We start from the raw sequence: 21,891 nt of genomic DNA, 5'->3' as shown, positions 1-21,891 counted from the left end.
ATAATGGCATATCCATTTCGTAACTTAGTATTTGAAGGTGGCGGGGTAAAGGGAAGCGCTTATATAGGTGCTATCCGTGCACTAAATGAAGAAGGGATTTTACCAGAAATACAACGATTTGGGGGGACTTCAGCTGGAGCGATTACTGCATTACTTTTAGGTCTTTCCATTCCATTCGCAGATCTTGTGAAAATCCACAAAGACATGAATTTCAAAGCGTTTAAAGATGATGATTTTTCGATTGTACAAGATAACATTCGTTTGTTTTTTGATGGTTTTGGTATCTATAAAGGGGATTTCTTCACTGAGTGGGTAGGAAAGATCGTTGAAAAGTGGACAGGGAGTAAGGACACAACTTTTCAGCAGTTGTATGACAAAACAGGAAAAGACGTGTTTTTTCAAGGAACGAACGTTTCTACACACCAACTTCGTACGTTTTCTCGCGAAACGACACCTGATGTCCCGTTAGTAGTTGCTGTGCGGATTTCGATGTCCATCCCATTCTTTTTTAAATCTGTGGAATGGGATAAAGATTATTATGTAGACGGAGGTGTACTCGATAACTACCCAATTCGTTTATTTGATCGGAAAAGTTTTGTGAATAAAGAAGAACACTTCACGACCACAGATACGATTGACGAGGTTAATAAACTGATAAGCAATATAGAGGATCATTCTACACTAAGAAGCTTACACACGAAATACAATGCATCTTTCTTTGATCCTACAGATGAAATTGTCTACAACAAAGAAACACTTGGTTTCCGTTTAGAATCTCAGGCGGAGGTTGCCATGTTAAAACATATCGCAACTTCAACAGAACATCATATTGGCCATTCTCTTATTCATTTTGCATGGAATTTGTCTCAAACCATGATTAAAGGTCATGAGAGCGGAAAAACCACCAAAGAAGATGCTGCCCGCACTGTATTTATTAATACATTCTTTACGTCGTCGTTTAATTTTGATATCACAGAAGAAGAAAAGAAAACACTCATGAATTCAGGTTATACTTCTACTAAAGACTATCTACATCAGTTTAATACGTCTGAAGTAAAATTGTTTAATCGACCATAAAGCCGAGTGCAATGCACTTGGCTTTTTTTAATCGTCCTGTAAATTTTTTTTAGTAGCTAATAAAAATTTAGATAGACTATGCATAGAACAAGAGAGAGGAGATAACAGAAAGTAATAAATATAAGTTTTGATGACTTCTTATTTTGTAAAACTAGGGTGTAAAAAGGGTGAAACAGGTGGAAGAAAAACGAATTATGATTTATACAATTTTTCGGCTAACACAGTACAAAAGAGAAGCCTAAAACGGTGGATAGGAATGTATCAAAAAATGAATAGAGTAGCAAGGCGGATTTATTGTGAAAGTAGGGATTTTCCTTTTTCTTTCTACTGATAATAAAGCGTTATGTAGACTGGGAATGTATAAGGTATTCATTGCTATTCCTTCAAAATGCTGATGTTACATCACATTAAAATAACCTCTAATTTAAATATTGAAATTCTCTAAATCTCGATGTATTATATTCTTGTATTTTCTCACTTTGCTAAGCCTAGAAAACATCATCACTTCTGAAAGAACTCGAACTCCAGCGGGTTCTTTGAATTTACTTGAACTTATTTTTGAATCATTGTATTATATTTCCGAGTCTTACTCATATAAATCATTATCAGGAGAATCTGCAAATTTGCAGGTTCTTTTTTATTTTATTGAAAGTAAAATTTTAGCCAGTCGTTTATTTTCATATTGTTGGTTTTTATACGTGTTTGGTAAAAATCAATGAGTTGCAAAAAAATACTATACTGAAATCTAGTTCGGTATAGCAATGTGCATATAAAAGATCCCACTTTGCTATATCCCCTAAAAAGAGTCATAAAAATCTATATTTTTTTAATTCAGTTGCATACTACAAAACTTCTTTTAAAAGAAATGTATGTACATACACATTATATTTTGTTCCATAACTCTCTAACTTTCGTTCACGATAGTCTGTTAAGTACAGGATTATTGGCGGGTGGTGCAATAGGTGCAGAGGATGTGAAAACAAATGAAAAAGTACAAGTTGCTGTTGCAGGTAAAGAGGGAAATATAACGTATAAAGAAATTGATAAAGCAGAATTTCCATTGTTATTTGGAATGTATCCTTTATGTTAAGATCCTAATAAGAAGTTAGTTTTTTTTGATAATTAATATTTATACAAAATGTATAATTAATATACTGAAACGTTTTTAAATTTTATAATGTATTCCTTTTCATATGAATGAATTATTTATTGCAACAGGTTTCCCGTTCAAAATAAGATGTTCAAACAAAAGACAATATAAGTATCTTTATAATGATTTTTCAATATAATCAATGTGTTTATGAAAGGAACTCTGTGTTATTTTTGCTTTTTTACTAACTAATACAGCTTCAAACAAAGGACACAATTGCTACATACTAAGTGTAATTTATTACCTATTCAAAATTCTGTCTATTCAATCTTTCTGAAAATAAAAAAAGATTAAACTTATAAATATACAAGTTATAATGAGGGCGTCGAGACACAATTTATTACCTCTAGAGAAAATATCAAACCTCGTTTTGGATTAAAAATTCTAAAGAACTTGCCAGTAATTTTTTAAAATTGGACATACTGATATGATTACTATACGGAGGATAGCGGATTAGAAGGGAAGTTTATTCAACTCAATAAAGAAAGCGTTATCAAACAAAACTTGTTTTGAATCGATCATTCTAATAACTTAGATTCAACTACAGCTAAAAATAATAAATTATGGGGGTGCTTATATGAACATGAATGTAGCATCTATTAAAGAAAAAAAGATTGTTAAATACAAAAGTTGTTTTGATGTGATTGGGCCCATAATGATAGGCCCTTCAAGTTCACATACTGCAGGTGCTTTGGCTATTGGAACAGTTGCTAATAAATTATTTCAAGGTCTTCCTAAAAAAGTTGTGGTAAAGTATTATGAATCATTTGCTGAAACCCATAAAGGTCACGGAACTGATTTTGCAATTATTGCTGGTATATTAGGCTTAGCTGCTGATGACAGCAAAGTGCCAGATGCTATTAAAATAGCAGAGTCTAAGGGAATTGACATTACCTTTATTGAACAATTGGGTAATAGTCCTGCTGGTCATCCAAATACGGCAGATGTATATGCAGAGGATGAAAGTCGAAGTATTAGAGTAATGGGTGTTTCGGTCGGTGGTGGGTTGATTGAAGTCAAAAATGTTGAAATTGATGGATTTAGCTTAAATCTGCAGGGGCCATTGCCAGTTGTTATTGCGATTTCAGAAAGAGCTGACTTTGAATTTGTTTTACGCAGGATCTTTAAACAATATGATGTGGAAATTAACAACTTTCATAGTTTGGAAGATAAAACAAAATATTTATATGCATTCGCTTTGGATTCGATATTGCCAGGTAATGCTCAGAAGGAATTAGGAGATTTAAGCAATATAGCTAATCTTATTATTCTTTAGTCACATTAAGGAGTGAAAAATATGTATATGGCCATAAAAGAAATTGTGGATGCAGCTAATAAAAGCCAAAAGCAAATTTATGAATTAGCAATCGAACAGGAAATCAAACAAACTAAAACTTCTTATGAAGAAGTATGGAGTAAAATGGAACGAAATTTAGCGACTATGCAACATGCAATAAATAAAAGTATCGAGGGCGACGGTGTATTTTCTCCAACAGGTTTGACCGGAGGGGATGCTGTAAAAATTAAAAACTATCGAGAAAATAGGAAAACTCTTTCTGGAGATTTGATGGTGTTAGGGATTCAAAGTGCTATCGGTGTTAATGAAGTAAATGCTGCATTAGGAGCTATTTGTGCAACTCCAACAGCAGGTGCGAGTGGGACGATTCCGGGAGTCCTATTTAGTATTAAAGATACGTTGCAGTTAAGTCATGAAGATATGATTCATTTTCTATTCACTTCAGCGTTATTTGGAACGATAGTCGCAAACAACGCTTGTATTTCAGGAGCGTATGGAGGATGTCAAGCTGAAGTAGGAAGTGCCTCAGCGATGGCGGCTGCAGCTGCGGCAGAAGCTGCGGGTGGAACGCCACAGCAATCTTCTGAAGCTTTTTCGATTGCATTACAAAATTTACTCGGTTTAGTTTGTGATCCGGTCGCTGGTTTGGTAGAAATTCCTTGTGTAAAGAGAAACGCCATTGGAACGGCAAATGCTTTAGCAGCAGCGGACATCGCATTAGCTGGCGTAAACAATCTCATCAATGCTGACGAAGTGATTGAAGCCATGTATAGAGTTGGAAGACAGATGCCTCGCGAATTAAGAGAGACAGGTTTAGGTGGTATTGCAGCTACACCTACAGGAATTTCCATTAAAAATAAAATCTTTGGGGAGAAACAATCAAATCAATAAGTTATCGAATATATTGTGAAGTTTCTAACAATCTTTACTCTATTGTTCGCCTAAGGATGTCTGTATATTGGGGAAGTTATCAATAAAATATACTACTATATAATTAAAATATTTTATAAGTGGTAACAAACCCTTCAGGTTGATGCTTCGCTAATTTTTTGATTTTTATTAACCTAGAAGGGGGATATTCGTTGTGGGGCACTATATAAGCTATTCATTTTTCAAGAACGGTCTATATTCCTATATCTTAAAAAGAGAATTAAGAATAGGACACAAGGAGGAATTATTATATGGATGGGAATACTGCAAAAAACATAGAATTTCAAGCTGATAACACTGCAGTAAAAAATGAGAAATATCTAGACCCTAAAAAGTGGCATAAACAGGATACTACCTGGGCATTGAGCCTTTTTGGAACAGCAATTGGAGCAGGAGTACTCTTTTTACCGATTAATGCAGGTTCAGGTGGTTTATTATCATTGCTGTTAATTACCATACTTGCATATCCTGTTATGTATTATTCACATAGGGCGCTTGCTAAAATGATTTACGCTTCGAACTCTGCCGATGAGGGGATTACAGGTACAATAAGAGAGTATTTTGGAAATAAGGCAAGTATCATTTTTAATATTGTATATTTTGTCTCCATTTATACGATCGTGCTGATGTACTCGGTCGCACTTACAAATACCGCTAGTAGCTTTATCGTGCATCAATTGCACATGTCGGAGCCTCCAAGGTCCATTTTATCGCTTGTTTTAGTACTCGGTCTTATCGCTATACTAAATTTTGGTCAAGATATAACTGTAAAGATCATGAGCATGCTAGTGTATCCTTTTATAGCTTCTCTACTTTTTATCGCAATATCTTTGATTCCACAGTGGAATACGTCAATGCTTAGTTTTTCAGCTGTTTCTACTGCTTCAACAGGAACGGGATATTTAGGAACGATATGGATGATACTTCCAATCATAGTATTCTCGTTTAATCATTCGCCTATGATTTCGTCATTTGTTATGAAACAGAGAGCTACGTATGGAATAGATGCTACTGATGCTAAATGTGCTCAAATACAAAAAGTTTGTTATATTATGACATTCGTAGTTGTTATGTTCTTTGTTTGGAGCAGTACCTTAAGTTTGACTCCAAATGATCTTAAGGTGGCAAAAGAACAGAACTTGTCAATCCTATCATATCTTGCTAATGAGCTTAATTCGCCAGTAATCACTATTGCAGCTCCTATCATTGCATTTGTGGCTATTACAAAGTCTTTCCTTGGTCATTATATAGGAGCGTATGAGGTAATGCGTGACATGATTATCAAGTCCAGTAAAAAACGTGGGAAAGATATAGGAGAAAAAACAGTTAAGACAATGATTCTTACTTTTGTCGTATTAACATGCTGGTATGTTGCTTATACAAATCCAAGTATTCTTGGAATCATTGATGCCCTTAGCGGTCCGCTAGTTGCTGCTATCTTATGTATACTACCAATGTATGCAATCCATAAAGTATCAGTACTTGCTAAATACAAAGGGAAATCTAGCAATGTATTTGTCATTATTATAGGTATTCTTACTGTCCTAGCAAGTATTAAGTCATTATTCTAATCCACTATTGTTAGTATCGATGCAAAAACCGTGGGATATGGAAAAAAGAAAGATTCTTATCGGAACTGAATTCTATATTGTTAAACTAAAGAAATCATGGTTTTGGACAAACTCCTCACATTGGAGAGTTTGTCTTTTTTTATCATTTTAGCCAAGAAGACCCCTTCCTCAAGGAACGTAAAATAAGTAGGTGGGAGATGAATTGGCTAAAATGATAAACTGGTGACCCCGTATGTAGAAGTAAAAAAGGGGGAAACTATTGTATAATTATCGATAATTTAGGGGGCGCCAAATGAAACATAATAAAGAAGTAACACTTGGGGATTACGTTCAATTTTCATATCGTAAAAATCATAATTTGAAATTAATGGGATTTGTGGTGAATGTTTTACAAAATACAATTGTTGTAGATATTGCGGAAAGAATGGATATCGAGGTAGATGATTTTAGGCAAGTTGTAAAGCATGGTTATTATAATAAAGTGGTTCATAAGCAAATAAAGAATAGTGTTTCATAAAAAGTGCTCCTATATATATAAATTTAGGAGCACTTTTTATGGAGAGAATTTTCGCAAAGATTTTTTTGTCTGAGGTATAAAATTTTCATAAGAAAATACGTTTTGAAGATATTTTCTTATTTGTTAATTAATAATTTTTTCAATCTTTATAGCTGTTATGGATTTAAAATATTATTCATAAAAATTTCACATAATTTTATTAAAAAGAAAAATACTAATACTTGTTTTAATACTTTACTTCGAGTCATTAAAACAAATTTACTAACTACGAAACAAGGAGGCATCACTGTGGACATTCGTGAAGGATTAATTCCAACAGCTTTAGGTACAGCAGTGACAGCAGCAGGTTATGCTCTTAAACAAACTCGTGGAACTAATAAAATGATTGCAAATACAGTATTTGGTTTTGGTTTAGCACACGTCGTTTTAGGTGTAATCGATCTTGTTGAACATCGTCGTTAGAACGAAAGGCAAGCATTGATATATGCTTGCCTTTTTGGGAGTACATTTATTATTCATTTTTCAAAATATGTTTGTATGACGTAATCATTATCAATGTAATTAAATAGTTACACTACAAGGAAATTAGAAAGTAAAACTGTGAGCATTGAATTTTATGAAATGAGATGGTGATGGAATGGAATTTTCTTCTGAAAGTAATACGTATCATGCTGGTGACATTGTTTATATTTTTTACCGAAATCCTCATACTCAAGACGTAGCTAACATACAAGCTGCAGCAGTTGTAAATAATCCTGAAAGACCTAATGAATTAGCACTATTTCTTTACGAAACGTATTATCCACTAACAAATGAGATGGCTATATATGCTACCGAAGATGAGGCAAACCAAGCTTACACTTACTATTATGGTGATATTTCAGAGGGGATGTTAGAATGAATAAGCCATTTATGCCTAAGCTCGTATATTTTGAACCGAAAGCATTGGATTATCCTTTGGGGAAAGAGCTGTTTGAGAAGTTTTCAAAGATGGATGTTGAAATTCGACATACTACTTCCCATAATCAAGTAAGAGATTTGCCAGGGGATAACGATTTTCAAAGGTATCGAGTAGCAAAATCCACGCTGGTTGTTGGTGTTAGAAAAACACTGAAATTCGATACTTCCAAGCCTTCAGCAGAGTATGCAATTCCTTTTGCGACGGGATGTATGGGACATTGTCATTATTGTTATTTACAAACAACGATGGGAAGTAAGCCTTATATACGAACGTATGTAAATGTTGAAGAAATTTTAGATGCTGCTGATAAATACATGAAAGAGCGTGCACCTGAAGTAACAAGATTTGAAGCGTCGTGTACTTCAGATATTGTAGGAATCGATTATTTAACGCATACCCTTAAACGGGCCATTGAGCATTTTGGAGAATCTGAATATGGGAAATTGAGATTTGTTACGAAATTCCACCATGTAGATCATTTACTTGATGCTAAACATAACGGAAAAACAAGATTTCGCTTTAGTGTAAACGCTGATTATGTGATTAAAAACTTTGAACCAGGAACTTCTCCCTTAGCTAAACGAATTGAGGCAGCAGGAAAAGTAGCTAGAGCTGGATATCCTCTTGGTTTCATTGTAGCTCCTATTTACCTGCATGAAGGCTGGAAGGAAGGATACTATCATATGTTTGAACGCCTAAATGCTGAATTACCTCTTGATGCACGGGATGATATTACATTTGAATTTATTCAACATCGTTTTACAAAGCCAGCTAAGAGAGTAATTGAAAAAAACTACCCGATGACAAAACTAGAATTAGATGAAGAGAAAAGAAGGTATAAATGGGGGAAATATGGAATTGGAAAATACATTTATCAAAAAGAAGAAGAAGAGGATATAAAAAACTATCTGTATTCCTATATGAAACAGTTCTTTCCTAATGCAAAACTAGAATATTTTACATAAAAGAAACGAACAAAATTCATTATATCATTAATCTAAAAAATTACTCACTCAAAAAAGTGATATTGGTCAACAATTCGCTAATAAATCATTTGAAAAATTTATATACGAAAGTCTTTTATGTAAAAATATGTTTCATTATGAACTGAATCCCAACAGTTAAACAGAAAAATACAGCGGTTGTATGAATATAAGTCCGGTATTGTACCGGGCTCATTCTTTTTAACGTTGCATCAATTCTTTTGTGAACATATTAATTTGAACATGTTTAAAAACGAATCATCTTTTGACAATGGTATTAGCGCTTTAGAAAGAACTTTCATAAAAAATGGTACTAATAATCCCTCCAAGTATTACTCCCATAGTAGAATCTAATAACAAAAATCTAATTGTTTAATTAGTAATTCTAATCTACCATTTTTTGCTGTACTATCAACTAAAGAAACAGTAAATGGTTGTTGAAACATATTAGAAAATCGAGCAATTAAAGACATAATATTATATTTAGCAAAAGCCGATGCAACTAAAGCTAATTTCGCCCCAACAAGTTGAACTCCATATCCTAAAACTTCTATAGAAGTCATAAGCATTAAAAATAAAAAGATACAAATTACTTTAAAAGTAATAAACTCCATAATCATACCTCTTAAGTTTCTATAAATACATAACTCAATAATTATATTAAAAACATTCAATATTTTCATTAAAATATAAATCAATTTCTATTTTATAATCAAAAACTATACTCCTTTATTTTGAATGATGGCATCACCTTTTATTAGAATTGTCCCTTGGTTTAGCAAATGTTTTTTTGTAAATAATATATTTGTTAAACCATTAATTAAGGGGGACTAGTATGCCGCAGGATCGAAAAGAAGAAGTGCAAAACGATACATATGAAGGAAAAGAGGTTATGCCAGATAATCCACAATATCTACCGCGTCACGTGCAAATGGAGCTGCCTCCCGAATTTTCTATAAATCCTCTTTTTGCCCGCAAAGGAGAATCAGTCGTTCCGCGCTTTCACATGCCTGATGAAGGCATGTTACCAGAAACAGCGTATCAAATCGTCCATGATGAAATGACTCTTGATGGCAATGCACGTTTGAATCTTGCAACATTCGTTAGTACATGGATGGAACCTACCGCAGAGCACTTATATGCTAAATCATTTGATAAGAACATGATTGATAAGGACGAATATCCACAGACAGCTGAAATTGAGGAGCGGTGTGTCCGCATTTTAGCCAACCTCTGGCATTCCCCCAGCCCCCTTACAACTATGGGCGTTTCAACAACTGGATCGTCGGAAGCCTGTATGCTCGGGGGGCTTGCGTTAAAGAGACGCTGGCAAAATGCACGAAAAAGAGAGGGTAAGCCGGTGGATCGGCCTAATATTGTGTTTAGTTCTGCTGTTCAAGTCGTTTGGGAAAAATTTGCGAACTATTGGGAGGTTGAACCACGCTATGTGAAGGTTAGCCCTGAGCATCCCCGATTAAATCCTCAAGGGGTCCTTGCAGCCGTGGATGAAAATACGATTGGTGTGGTACCGATTCTCGGTGAGACTTATACCGGACTTTACGAACCGGTTGCCGCCATTGCAAAAGCGTTGGACGATTTACAGGAGAGAACGGGACTGGACATTCCTATGCATGTAGATGCGGCTTCGGGCGGATTTATAGCACCGTTTCTTCAACCAGATTTAGTCTGGGATTTTCAGTTGCCGAGGGTGAAGTCCATCAATGTATCCGGACATAAATATGGATTAGTCTACCCTGGCTTGGGTTGGATAATTTGGCGGGAAGCTGATGATCTCCCTGATGATTTAATCTTCCGCGTCTCCTATTTAGGCGGGAACATGCCGACTTTTGCCTTGAATTTTTCACGTCCTGGCGCACAAGTGCTTCTACAATATTACAATTACCTGCGTTTGGGGAAAAGTGGGTACTATGATGTCCAAAGGGCTTCTCAAAAGGTCGCTCTTTTTCTTAGCAAGGCAATTCAGGAGATGGAACCATTCGAACTTTTGTCCGATGGTTCGGATATTCCGGTTTTCGCTTGGCAACTGAAAAAAGGTTACACATTAAACTGGAACCTTTATGATTTATCTCGACAATTGCGTGTGTTCGGCTGGCAAGTACCCGCATATCCATTGCCTCCAGACCTAGAAGCAGTGACAATTATGCGCGTTGTGGTTCGAAACGGGTTTTCTATGGATCTCGCGCATTTATTTTTGAGGAACCTCAAACAGGCCGTTGCCTTTCTGGATTCCTTGGATGGACCTATGCCACATGATACGAAATGTGATAATGGGTTTCATCACTAATTGGGGAGCAGCTCTCGTCGTCGTTAAGTTGAGCTCAACACCCATAACTTTTCGAGCTATCGACTGGGAAGAGGTACAGAAAAGCTGATGGTTTCAACCAAGGGATACATGATGATAGGTGATGAACAAATTGATGCCTGAGGGCTTTACAATATCAAATCATACGCCCAGTTTTCAGAAATCTATTGGCTTTTCTTCTGGTTTCGAAAGACACAATTCAAATCTGTTGAAGAGTTAAAGAAATTTGTAGCTAGTATTTCCTTTTTGGGGGTACCATTACCTGCTTTAGGAGTTACTCCACCATTACATTGGATTTTAGCGGATAAATGGGGTGAATCTATTGTATTAGAATCGACAAGGAGTAGTGACTAATAGTCCTGAGTTTAATTGGCATTTACAAAATGTAAGACAATATATAGGTCTTAAATCGCAGCCATGCGAGGGGGATATACCATTAAGTGCTTTTGGACAAGGTTCAGGTTCAATGGGACTTAATGGAGATTTCACCCTACTATCAAGGTTTATACGGGCAGCGTATGGTAAATAAAATATTCAGGGTATAGATAACGAAGAAGAGGGTATATCGGTCATTTTTCGTATTTTGTAAAATTGTGAGGTTCCAAAAGGAGGAGTAATAACGGAAGAAGATACATTAGATAATACTATTTATACAAGCGCAACGTGCATGGAGTCTGGTACATATTATTACTATATCTATGATTGTAGATAAATTATTGCCCTTCGTTATTAGTAACAGGATAGCTGCTTAACGATAAAAATGAATTTGCCAATTTTCTTGCAAAATGTAACGGGTGCTCTACCGATTGGATATGAATATACATAATTAAGGGATTCATGTATAACCAGTGATTATGTAAAGCACTGACAATAATTCCTTGTTGTACAATTGATTTCATAAATGCAGGGATCTCTTCTTGTAGAACCGCGATTTCTCCTAAATTTAATGCATTGCCATTTTGATCCAACGATTCAAAACTTACTCCGACGGGAACTACATAGGCACTTGGTTTTCCTTGAACCAGGACCTTAAAATTGCGGTGAAAAGACACCGAACAACCACCTTGATTTATTTTACTCTTTCCTTTAAGAATTGCAGCAAATTGATCAGAAATGAAATTTAAATTAGACATAAGTTCAATTCCTTTCTCGTGCTAAATTTATTCATTTAGAAATTTAATTTAAAAAATGTAGTTCCTTCTTTTAAAGAAAAGAACTACTTATAAACAACTTTTCTCTAAAATAAACAGGCCGATATGTGCAATTTGTACCCTGTTTATTTTAGAAGAAATATAAATGCTATTTCCCAACAAACATAACTTAATGAATCCTTTCTATATATCATTATAAAAAATTCATAAAGTAGGCAATTGTACATCTTTATTTTATGTAGGTTAGATAAATATGTGCCTTAATAAGTCTGTGCTTTCTTTATGAAATTCTTATTGGTAATTAAACAATAAATTTAATATATTTTAATGATTGTATAGGGTAAAACTTAATTTGTTTTTTCATTTTCTCTTTTACAATTGCTTGTGGTCCTTTGTTAAAATTGTAGTAATATATTGAACTGTATATAAAGATAGATATTTTAAATTTTTCATCCTAAAATAACTTACTATATCTAGCTAAAAATGTTGTTTTTTCAATGAAGAAGTAAATTTTGGGTGTATGGTTTATTGGTTATATTAAGTGTTTTGTTAATGTTAAACATAACTCTTATTGCACATACATTTTTTTAGATCGCAAAGAAGAATTTATTCGTCTGTCAAATTCTATGTTAACTGGTAAAACAGACTAATTTTAGATGAAAGATTCTATAATAAATCTGGAGAAACAAAAATAATTGAAAACATTTGAGCATGGAGATAAAAAACGCTTAACGAAGGATATTTCAAAAGAGATGGAGCAAAGGATTCAAAAATCAATACAGCTTGTTCAAAAAAATATAAGGTGGATGTATTAGCATTAGGAGAAGTATATAAGCGGAATAATTATAAAGAATGGAAGAAAATAAGTAAGAATTGGGATCAAGGTGAAAATTATTTTAGTAATGCTGACATTAATGTTTATGTTCATCTAGTAATTGAACATTCAGGCTCAGCTTTACCGAAGAGAGTGAAATAAGGTGATTTAAGTCGTTAGCGGATTAGAAATACGCTAAACGATATTAATGCTGGTTCTGCATTTTCAATCAGTGCAGACTTATGTACTTTAAACGTGATTAATAAATTATATTTGGCTTATTATGATCCTTTGGTTAGCACTAGTTAGAGTTATAGTAAAAATATTAAGCAGAAACGACTTATTTTTAATAATAAGAGGAAATATGTTACTGAAAAGTAAGGAGACAAATTATTACTTTTTTAAAGAGTAATTAGGTCCGTACAATGACGCATTAAAGTGATTCATAAGGGATTCTGAATGCTAAGAGAGTGAGAATGAATTACAAAAGAAAGGTGCATAGGCGCCTTTCTTTTTTTGAAGGGATTTTTTGTTACGAGTTAGTACAAAATTGGGTTCAGGGGGTACTATAAAATTTTAGCTTGATGGCGATGGGGTAGCATCCACGTCTATCAACATCACTACACCTATATTTAATACTGCGTTACGTGCCTTGAATCAAGTGAAAAACAAGACCCATTTTGTAAAAACTGAAACCAACGTTTTCTAAACTGAACTTGAGCCATATCTGCATGAACATGGGCCTCCATTTTTAAAGCTTCTGGTATAGGTCTAGGATGTTGACTTTCTACAATAATTTGATCCTCTTTTAGTACTCTTAAACTAAATTTAGCTAAAATTTGGTCTAGTAAAGGGAAGTACTTTAAAAATGTCCTTCCGGTATATCCCATAATTAATGTCTCTTCTTCATCAATTGGTGTAAACGTAATGTACTGAATAAATGACTCATTCTCCTGTTTGCCACTGTGAAGCATCCACTGATGTGGGAATTTGTATTCAAGGTAAGCATCACCATTTGAGAATATAAACTGATCCAGTGTTCCCTCCAGCTTATAATTGGTTGATTCGGCTTTTGTTTTTCTACCAATCGTTTTTTTATGTACATAAGCAAGATGAGCAATATCCAGCACAGATTCGATTGATCGAGTAAGGTGTGCATTCCAAGTGGCGTGGAAGAAAGAGAGTTTAAAAGGAGTGTTCTCCATTACATGAAAAGTTTGCCATTCAGGTGGAGTTTCCTCATTATCAGGATATATCCAAATCAACCCAATCTTTTCTTTTACAGGGTATGAGAGGGTATGAGCAAATTTCGGGATAGGTTTATTGGGTTGGGATGGAATTCTTACACAAGTACCACAACTATCGAACTCCCAACCATGGTAGGGACAGACTAGTTTACCATTTACTACTTGTCCCAGTGATAAGTCAGCGCCACGATGAGGGCAGTAAGGTGATAGGGCCTGAACTTCGTCTTTTTCATCCCGATATAATACAAAATCTTTGCCAGCAACTCTTTTTTTTACTGGAATCTTTTTTATATCTTTTGCATAACTCACAGCATACCAATTACGTGGGAATACTCTATTTATATTTAGAGTCATTTATTTTCTCCTTCTTTTTTATTCACCTAGTAGATATTAGTGGTGTCTACTGTATACTGTCTATTCTATGCTATAAAATATTTTAAATGTTCGTCTAAAATTAAGAAATCTACAGTTTGATCAAATCATTATGAAAGCCTGTATAATCTCTCTAAATGTAACAAAAATGACTATAGTACAATAGATTTTAAAAAGGAGAATGTCTTATTTTATTGAAAATTGAGATATTAAGCAATATTCCTATTGCTATTAAATTGACCATTAAAGAACTTCCACCAAAACTTACAAATGGAAATGGAGTACCTGTAAGAGGAAATAGTCCCGTAATACCACCTAAATTTACAACTGATTGCATACCAATCATACATCCTATACCAATTGCTATAAAACTGCCGAATGGATCTACACATAATTGTGCAATTTTTAAGGAGCGAAGTACCATAGTCAAAACTCCCACCAATAGAATAAATACACCAATAAATCCTAGTTCTTCAGAAACTATTGCCATTATAAAATCAGTATGTGGTTCCGGAAGATACCCTGTTTTTTGTATGCTATTTCCAAATCCACGACCAGTGATTCCTCCAGAGCCAATGGCAATAAAAGAGTTTACAAGCTGATATCCATTTCCTTGCGCATCAAGAAAGGGATTGAAAATCGTAGTAATACGTGTCTTTTGAACTGCTGATAAACTATATTGAATCAAATAATATAAAATAGGTAACCATAAAATAGAACCGATGGTAGTTCTTTTGATTAGTAGATTTATATTTATTCCTGAACAAAGAAATATGCTAAAACCTATACCTAATATTAAAAGTGCAGATCCTAAATTTGGTTGTTTAAAGATAAGAAAAAAAATTGTAGCTAAAAAAAATAAAAGTTTTCCGATACCACTCCAGTTATTTTTAGCTTGTTCTTGTCGCAATGCAAAAAAACGGGCTGTTACAAGTATTGTTCCTAATTTAAGAAATTCAGCTGGCTGTATTCCAAAGATCCATGATTGAGCATTATTTACCACTTTTCCTTTCCATAAAACCATAATTAATAAAAAAATCCCCCCAATCATAATACAGATTGAGACTATTCGTTTTTTCCATATTTCATATGGGAGTAAAGCACAAATTATTAATCCTATTGTTCCTAAAAGTAGCTTTGTTAATTGAGAATCAACAAAATGTCTACTGTTATAACCGTAATGTTGGACAGCGACAATGGAGCTTGCACTATACATCATGATAATGCCTAAAGTACATGTTATGAATAGAGGAAGGAGCAATAGATAATCGAGTTTTAATATTTTTTTCATTTTAATATCCTCCTGATTTAAAACAAAACATAATATTACATTTGTTAATGAATAGAATCTTGTTCTCGTCAATTACTAAATATGACTTTTGTTTAGAAAGATTCTATCACTTATTCCCTGTTTTTTACGCAAAAATCCCCCTAGTATGTAACTAGAGGGATTCAAAATGGCATGACTAAATAAGGCTTTTCCCCCCTAGTAGAGCTTTGGCACTATACAACGTAAAGTAATGAAAATTCATTACTTAGCTATCTTAAGAAGAGCCTTAATCCGACAATTCCTGTTCTACCCATTGGCGTCTTTCGACATTTTTGGGCAATAGCCTGTGTTTGCATAGGAGCCTCACCTAACAGGTTAAGCAATATAAATTTTATGTGTTTGTTTCGTGTAGCAAGCATAAATATATTTTTTTTGCTTGTCAAGCAACCATATTGCTAATTTTATTTGTTTTATTGCTTTATAGTCCTTTGAGAAATGATATAAAAAAATGTCTGTAATCATTCTGTATAAGTACATATTTTTGACTTGTAGTGTATCGTTTGATTAAGTAGTTTAACCATATAAATTTGATAAACAGTAAAGAAGATTTTAATCATAAAAGAAGATTTTTTGTGAATGTTCTTTTTGTATACAGAATGACTAATTATTCATCTTTTGTTATAAAGTTGGAATTTGATTAAAAATAATAAGTTTCATATGTTTTATTACGTTTCTTCGAATTAAATCTATTTGAATTCTATGTTTTTTAAGGGGAATTTTAAATTTATAATAAAATATAATTTCATTTTCTATAAAAGATTTTTTTATAAATGGAATTGAAAGTCAGTTGACAAATATTAAATTCTGGTTTAAATTTTGAAGTAATTCAATAAACTTTGTTAGGTGAGGCTCCTGTATAGAGAAACGCTGCTGCCCAAAAATGTCGAGAGACGCCAATGGGTCAACAGGAACGGTCGGATTAAGGCCCTTCTTAATGTAGCTGGTTATAAAAACCTATGCTATACAGTGCTAAAACTCAACGAGGGAGTGGTATACGATTTGATAGAAAGGCACCTCTGTGATTTCGGCAGAGCTGTCTTAATAATCATTTGTTTGTATTGTGAAAAAACCTTTACTCCTTTTTGAGTAAAGGTTTTTCTGTTTAATGTTATTTATTTTTATCTTGTCTATATTCAAAAAGGAGGTAATTCTAACTAATGAATTGATTGCAATGTAACTATTATTGCTCTAATAAAAAATTTAAGACAGATAAAATAAAACAAAACCACTCATGAAACTCTAGAGTCTCCCTTAGCAATATGAGGAGGAGTTAACATGAAGAAATTATTAAAGGAATTACTTATAACCCAAAATAACTTGGATGCAGAGAAAGTTTTACGTCTTCCGTCGTATGATATTGCGCAAGAAGTAAAACAGTTTTCAATTGAAGATCAAGTCATATTACTAAATACGATTCCTGTATTAAAAAGCTCTAAAGTTCTTCAATATATGAGTGCAGAAGAAAAATATAATATCTTAATTCACTTATCTGAAAATAAAGCTAAAAAGTTACTGAATTTACAACCGATTGATGAATTAGTAGATTTACTTCTAGCGGTTCATCCGGAAGAACAGGCTAAATTAATGGCGTATCTAGATAAAATTACAAAACATAACGTAAAAAAATTAATGACTTTCAAACCTGAAACGGCAGGAAGTCTTGTTACAAGTGATTTTGTTGCAGTTAGAGGAAATTGGTCAGTAAAAATGACATTGAAGTACATTAGGGAACATTCTGAAAATGTAGAATCAATATCTTATAGTTATGTTCTTAATAGTCATGGTTATCTTGAGGGAATCGTTTCCATACATGAGTTATTACTAGCAGCAGATGAAGAGATATTATCTACTATCATGATGCCAGAGGTAATTTCAGTACACGCTGAAGTTGACCAGCAAGAAGTTGTAAAAAAGCTACTGAATTATAATTTAGCAGCAATACCTGTCACAACAGCAAATAATAAAATGATTGGTATTATAACATTTGATGACGTAATGAATGTTATGGAAGCAGAAGCTACAGAAGATATTCAAAAGTTAGGCGGAAGTGAACCATTGAATCAATCTTACTTTGAAGCTAGTATTTGGAGCATTTTCCTAAAACGTCTACCATGGTTATTACTTCTTTTTGTTGCTGAGGCATATACAGGTACAGTATTAAAGTATTTTGAAGACGAAATTGAAACTGTAGTTGCCCTTGCTTTCTTTGTTCCATTATTAGTAGGTACTGGAGGGAATACAGGAACACAGGTTGTAGCAACAATTACTCGTGCAATTGGTATTGGAGAGTTAAAATTTAAAGACATTTTCCGTGTAATGAAAAAAGAATTTGCAATTGGTATGCTTCTTGGACTTGCACTTGGGATAGCTGGGCTCATTCGTGCTTATATGTTAGGAGTTGGAGCAGAAGTTGCGCAAGTTGTAGCAATTACTTTATTATTTATTGTTATTTGGGCTTCTCTTGTAGCAGCTGTTTTACCTTTAATTCTAAGAAAATTAAAACTAGATCCTGCAGTTGTTTCAGGTCCATTTATTACAACATTTGTTGACGGAACAGGATTAATAATTTACTTCATGGTTGCAAAAACGTTATTAAATTTATAAATATACACTAAAAAAACGAAATCCGGAATAAGTATGTTGCCTTAATTGCTAAAACATAGTGGGGAATTCAGGCATGAGGAAATCAAACACTTTTGTCTTTAGATAAATAATATTTTAATGGATTTATTGAATGTAATGAATGCTGGAGGATAAAACTATGAAACATCTAAGAAAAATCTTCAAACGAATTTTGCTTCTATTTTCTATTTTAATGATTATTGGCGTAGGAATACTATTTGGTACTAGCTATGGCCGAGAGCTTCGTATAACAATCGCTGGGAGTATATTAACTTCTCAGCATCCACAATATGCGAAATATACATTCCTATCCCAAAAGGAACTAGATAAACTGCAAGATAGAATTAATCATCCAAAATGGTCAAACAGTGATGAGCATATTTATAAAAAAATAGTAGGAAAAAGATTAGAAGAATTAAAAAATCAGCCATTAGAAATTGATGTAGAAACAATTAAAAGTAATAAAGATAGTCGCTTTCTTTTCGAAGGAAAGTTAGTAACAATTAGTAATCCTTTCAATGTTAAACTTGTTAGCCATCAAGGAACACAGGGTGCTAACAGGGGAGAAAAAATTAGTGTAATGGCAAAACGTAATCATGCACTTGTTGCTGTGAATGCAAGTGGATTTGCTGACGAAACAGGAAGGGGTGGAGGAAATGTTGCTACTGGAATTGTGATAGAAAATGGGAAAGCTATTGATACAAATATGGATAGAAATGCCCCTACAATTATTACGGGATTAACAAAGTTTGGTCAAATGATAACAGGAAATTATTCTACCCAACAACTGTTGGATAAACAAGTCGTTTCCGCAGCTGGATTTATGCCACAGTTAATTGTAAATGGAGAAAAAATGATTACAGAAGGAGACGGCGGTTGGGGGTCGGCTCCAAGAAGTATTATGGCCCAAAAAGAAGATGGTACAATTATGTTTCTAGTTATTGACGGTAGACAGACACATAGTATAGGAGCTACGTTGAAAGAGTGTCAAGATATTCTATATGAAAAAGGAGCTATAAATGCAATGGCAATGGATGGAGGTTCTTCTGCTACGCTATATTTAGGAGGAAAGGTTATAAATTCACCGTCTACATTATCCCATGAAGATCGTTATTTACCGAACGCTTGGGTGGTAACAGCAAACCAAAAACAAAAAATAAAGATGACAATTGATGGGAGAAAAATAGATACCAAAACATCAGATGAATTTGATGCGAACATTTCAACGAATTTATGAATTATTAAAAATAGAACAAATACATGATTTTTATCTCGTTAGTTGGAAAATTAAAATTATTTTTTAAAATTAGAAATTATTATTTCATATTCATGATTTGCACAATATCAAACGAGAGTGATGAGGATTCCAAATTTACGGAATTCTTATCACTCTTTTTTAGTTTTTGGTAAATATGGAACAATATCCTTACTTTCACTGTCTATTAAGCGTTAAAACATTTTTTATTAAATAAATTAAGAAAGGAATCATCATTTTTAACTAAGGGAGAAGATTGAATTGAAAAAATTATGGATGCTGCTTTTCGTTTGTTTCGCGGTTATGTTGGTAGGATGTAATAAAAACGAACCGCCAAAACAAGCATTTGAAGAATATATCAATTTATGGAATGATAGAAAATTTACAAATATGTATGATCATTTATCAGATCATGCAAAAAAATCAATTTCTAAAAAAGAATTCACAGAAAAATATCAAAAAATCTATGAGGGGATTGGAGCTAAGGATTTAAAAGTTAAAATGAAAGGAGAGAATACGAAAGATAAAGAGCTTTTTCTTTTTGAAGTTAAGATGGATACCGATGTAGGATCAGTTTCATTCATCCATGAAGCAAAACTTGTGAAAGATAAAGAGTCTTGGAAAATAGATTGGACGCCAGACTTCATTTTTCCAGGAATGAAAAAAGATTACAAAGTACGTATGCAAATAGAGCAAGGAAAACGCGGAGAAATATATGATCGAAATGGAAAAGGGCTTGCAACGAATGGTAAAGCGACTGAGGTTGGAATTATTCCAGAGAAACTAGGCGAAACAGCAGCGCAAACGAAAGAAATAGTAGCACAATTACTTGATATGTCTATAGAAGAGGTCGAACAAAAGCTCACAGCAAAATGGATAAAACCAGACTCCTTTGTACCAATTGGTATTTTAAAAGAGGGAACCAGACAGAATGATTATATTGAATTAGAAGGAGTTTCATCTCACCCAGTAAATATTCGTACGTATCCATTAGGTGAAGCAGCGGCACACTTAACTGGATACATAGGAAAGGTGAATGCGGAGGAGTTAAAATCACTTCAAAAACAAGGTTATCAAGCAGATGATTTAGTAGGTAAGACCGGTTTAGAGAAAGTGTTAGAAAATAAATTGCGTGGTGAAAAGGGTGGACGCGTATTTATAGAAGATGAGAAGGGGAAAGAGATTAAAAACGTAGCAAAAAAAGAAGCAAAAGAAGGAGAAAATGTTACGTTAACAATTGATGCTGCAATTCAAGAAAAAATCTTTAATGAGATGAAAACTGAAGCAGGGTCTAGTGCAGCGGTCAATCCTAAAACAGGTGAAACAATCGCACTTGTAAGTAGCCCTGCTTATAATCCAAATATAATAGTTAGAGGAGCATCGAAAGCCCAACGAGAAGCATGGAGTAACGACTCGAAACTACCAATGACGAATCGCTTTACACAAGCATTTGTACCAGGTTCCGTATTTAAAACGATCACAGGTGCAATTGGTTTGGAAACAAACACAATAAATCCGAAGGAAGAATTTAAAATTCAAGGATCGAAGTGGACAAAAGATTCGTCTTGGGGAAATTACTATGTAACGCGTGTAAAGGATGCAAGTCCAATTGATTTTGATAAGGCAATGAAGTACTCTGATAATATTTATTTTGCTCAACAAGCTTTGAAAATGGGAAAAGATCAGTATGTAAATGAATTTAAAAAGTACGGATTTCATGAAAAATTACCAATCGAATACGAACTTCCTATTTCAATCATTGCAAAAGATGGGATAAAAAACGATATTCAACTAGCAGACACGGGCTATGGACAAGGACAAGTACTAATGACACCACTTCATTTAGCATTAACATATGCACCGATTGTGAATGAAGGGAATATTCCGTCGCCACATCTTTTAAAAGAAGCAAAAGTAGCAGGGAATTGGAAAGAAAATGTGGTTTCTAAAAAGAATCAAGAGATATTAAAGAGCGCATTAATTAAAGTCATTAATGACCCTGATGGCGCAGGAAGAATTGCAAAGGTTGATGGTGTAACGCTTGCTGGTAAAACTGGTACAGCAGAACTGAAAGAGTCGAAAGAAGCAGACGGAAAAGAACTGGGATGGTTCGCAGCTTTCGATGCAAATGCGCCAGACATGATTGTTACAATGATGATTGAAGATGTAAAAGGAAGAGGAGGAAGTAACGTTCCAGGTGAAAAAGTAAAACATGTATTTCAGAAATAATACTTAATTATATGGTGAATTTTTTGACTAAATTTATTACAGGTTTGCTTAACTCAAAGATA

17 protein-coding genes, 3 pseudogenes and 2 riboswitches are annotated in these 21,891 nt (G+C 33.8%); of the genes and pseudogenes, 16 read left to right on the top strand and 4 right to left on the bottom strand.

What is annotated here, in order from left to right; translation table 11 throughout:
• Positions 1 to 3 precede the first annotated feature (3 nt).
• The 9 genes from QCI79_RS00330 (at position 4) to splB (ending at position 8,468) form a co-directional block, all read left to right on the top strand.
• A complete protein-coding gene (locus tag QCI79_RS00330) occupies positions 4 to 1,077 on the top strand; it encodes a patatin-like phospholipase family protein (protein ID WP_000331137.1) in 1,074 nt (357 codons plus the stop codon).
• An 865-nt stretch (positions 1,078 to 1,942) separates the two neighbouring features.
• Positions 1,943 to 2,167: a hypothetical protein gene (locus QCI79_RS00325; protein ID WP_170857913.1), complete on the top strand. Its 225-nt coding sequence runs from the start codon at positions 1,943 to 1,945 to the stop codon at positions 2,165 to 2,167.
• Positions 2,168 to 2,804: 637 nt separating this feature from the next.
• Positions 2,805 to 3,503 (top strand): serine dehydratase beta chain, encoded by a 699-nt coding sequence (locus QCI79_RS00320; RefSeq protein ID WP_001057000.1) that lies wholly within the window; start codon positions 2,805 to 2,807, stop codon positions 3,501 to 3,503.
• Positions 3,504 to 3,524: 21 nt separating this feature from the next.
• Positions 3,525 to 4,415, top strand: coding sequence for an L-serine ammonia-lyase, iron-sulfur-dependent, subunit alpha (gene sdaAA / locus QCI79_RS00315; RefSeq protein ID WP_000281776.1), 891 nt, complete (start codon positions 3,525 to 3,527; stop codon positions 4,413 to 4,415).
• A 290-nt stretch (positions 4,416 to 4,705) separates the two neighbouring features.
• The gene (locus tag QCI79_RS00310) at positions 4,706 to 6,025 is read left to right on the top strand and encodes an aromatic amino acid transport family protein (RefSeq protein ID WP_000348954.1); all 1,320 of its coding nucleotides are present in this window, start codon (positions 4,706 to 4,708) and stop codon (positions 6,023 to 6,025) included.
• A 292-nt stretch (positions 6,026 to 6,317) separates the two neighbouring features.
• Complete coding sequence (locus tag QCI79_RS00305) at positions 6,318 to 6,542, top strand: DUF2187 domain-containing protein (protein WP_000682214.1); 225 nt, start codon at positions 6,318 to 6,320, stop codon at positions 6,540 to 6,542.
• Between the two features lie 288 nt (positions 6,543 to 6,830).
• Positions 6,831 to 7,004 (top strand): hypothetical protein, encoded by a 174-nt coding sequence (locus QCI79_RS00300; protein ID WP_000354585.1) that lies wholly within the window; start codon positions 6,831 to 6,833, stop codon positions 7,002 to 7,004.
• A gap of 175 nt (positions 7,005 to 7,179) precedes the next feature.
• The gene (locus tag QCI79_RS00295; RefSeq protein ID WP_000396091.1) at positions 7,180 to 7,443 is read left to right on the top strand and encodes a transcriptional regulator SplA; all 264 of its coding nucleotides are present in this window, start codon (positions 7,180 to 7,182) and stop codon (positions 7,441 to 7,443) included.
• A complete protein-coding gene (gene splB / locus QCI79_RS00290) occupies positions 7,440 to 8,468 on the top strand; it encodes a spore photoproduct lyase (RefSeq protein WP_001039641.1) in 1,029 nt (342 codons plus the stop codon). The genes QCI79_RS00295 and splB overlap by 4 nt, the downstream gene beginning before the upstream one ends.
• Before the next feature lie 368 nt (positions 8,469 to 8,836).
• Here the strand turns inward: splB and QCI79_RS00285 are convergent, their stop codons facing one another.
• Entirely contained in the window at positions 8,837 to 9,100 is a 264-nt protein-coding gene (locus QCI79_RS00285) for a lipid II flippase family protein (protein ID WP_000394421.1), read from the bottom strand.
• A gap of 221 nt (positions 9,101 to 9,321) precedes the next feature.
• On the opposite strand from QCI79_RS00285, the gene gad reads away from it, so the two are divergent.
• On the top strand, positions 9,322 to 10,791 hold the full coding sequence (gene gad / locus QCI79_RS00280; RefSeq protein WP_001135435.1) for a glutamate decarboxylase: 1,470 nt from the start codon (positions 9,322 to 9,324) through the stop codon (positions 10,789 to 10,791).
• Positions 10,792 to 11,001: 210 nt separating this feature from the next.
• A pseudogene (locus QCI79_RS00275) lies at positions 11,002 to 11,518 on the top strand (linear amide C-N hydrolase); the annotation flags it as partial.
• Between the two features lie 4 nt (positions 11,519 to 11,522).
• Here QCI79_RS00275 and QCI79_RS00270 read toward each other — a convergent pair.
• Positions 11,523 to 11,942: a DUF1259 domain-containing protein gene (locus QCI79_RS00270; protein ID WP_000067578.1), complete on the bottom strand. Its 420-nt coding sequence runs from the start codon at positions 11,940 to 11,942 to the stop codon at positions 11,523 to 11,525.
• 734 nt (positions 11,943 to 12,676) lie between these two features.
• On the opposite strand from QCI79_RS00270, the pseudogene QCI79_RS00265 reads away from it, so the two are divergent.
• Together QCI79_RS00265 and QCI79_RS00260 are read left to right on the top strand one after the other, a co-directional pair.
• Positions 12,677 to 12,936 (top strand): annotated as a pseudogene (locus tag QCI79_RS00265) (Ger(x)C family spore germination C-terminal domain-containing protein); the annotation flags it as partial.
• A 181-nt stretch (positions 12,937 to 13,117) separates the two neighbouring features.
• Positions 13,118 to 13,186: pseudogene (locus tag QCI79_RS00260) on the top strand (HXXEE domain-containing protein); the annotation flags it as partial.
• Positions 13,187 to 13,406: 220 nt separating this feature from the next.
• Here QCI79_RS00260 and QCI79_RS00255 read toward each other — a convergent pair.
• Together QCI79_RS00255 and QCI79_RS00250 are read right to left on the bottom strand one after the other, a co-directional pair.
• Positions 13,407 to 14,375 carry an aromatic ring-hydroxylating oxygenase subunit alpha gene (locus QCI79_RS00255; protein ID WP_000174195.1) on the bottom strand — a complete coding sequence of 323 codons (969 nt, stop codon included), beginning with the start codon at positions 14,373 to 14,375 and terminating at the stop codon, positions 13,407 to 13,409.
• 187 nt (positions 14,376 to 14,562) lie between these two features.
• Positions 14,563 to 15,684 (bottom strand): FtsW/RodA/SpoVE family cell cycle protein, encoded by a 1,122-nt coding sequence (locus QCI79_RS00250; protein WP_000722113.1) that lies wholly within the window; start codon positions 15,682 to 15,684, stop codon positions 14,563 to 14,565.
• A gap of 184 nt (positions 15,685 to 15,868) precedes the next feature.
• Positions 15,869 to 16,045: riboswitch (M-box (ykoK) riboswitch) on the bottom strand.
• A gap of 506 nt (positions 16,046 to 16,551) precedes the next feature.
• A riboswitch (M-box (ykoK) riboswitch) is annotated at positions 16,552 to 16,717 on the top strand.
• Positions 16,718 to 16,998: 281 nt separating this feature from the next.
• Here QCI79_RS00250 and mgtE point away from each other — a divergent pair.
• The 3 genes from mgtE (at position 16,999) to QCI79_RS00235 (ending at position 21,829) form a co-directional block, all read left to right on the top strand.
• On the top strand, positions 16,999 to 18,327 hold the full coding sequence (mgtE, locus tag QCI79_RS00245) for a magnesium transporter (RefSeq protein WP_000734824.1): 1,329 nt from the start codon (positions 16,999 to 17,001) through the stop codon (positions 18,325 to 18,327).
• A 157-nt stretch (positions 18,328 to 18,484) separates the two neighbouring features.
• A complete protein-coding gene (locus QCI79_RS00240; RefSeq protein WP_000681825.1) occupies positions 18,485 to 19,582 on the top strand; it encodes a phosphodiester glycosidase family protein in 1,098 nt (365 codons plus the stop codon).
• Between the two features lie 279 nt (positions 19,583 to 19,861).
• On the top strand, positions 19,862 to 21,829 hold the full coding sequence (locus QCI79_RS00235) for a penicillin-binding transpeptidase domain-containing protein (RefSeq protein ID WP_000737767.1): 1,968 nt from the start codon (positions 19,862 to 19,864) through the stop codon (positions 21,827 to 21,829).
• Positions 21,830 to 21,891 lie beyond the last annotated feature (62 nt).

Source organism: Bacillus cereus group sp. MG1, from assembly GCF_040460035.1.
GTDB classification, from domain to species: domain Bacteria; phylum Bacillota; class Bacilli; order Bacillales; family Bacillaceae_G; genus Bacillus_A; species Bacillus_A cereus.
The sequence above is the reverse complement of the archived record's forward strand: the minus strand, read 5'-3'. Positions and strand labels throughout refer to the sequence as shown.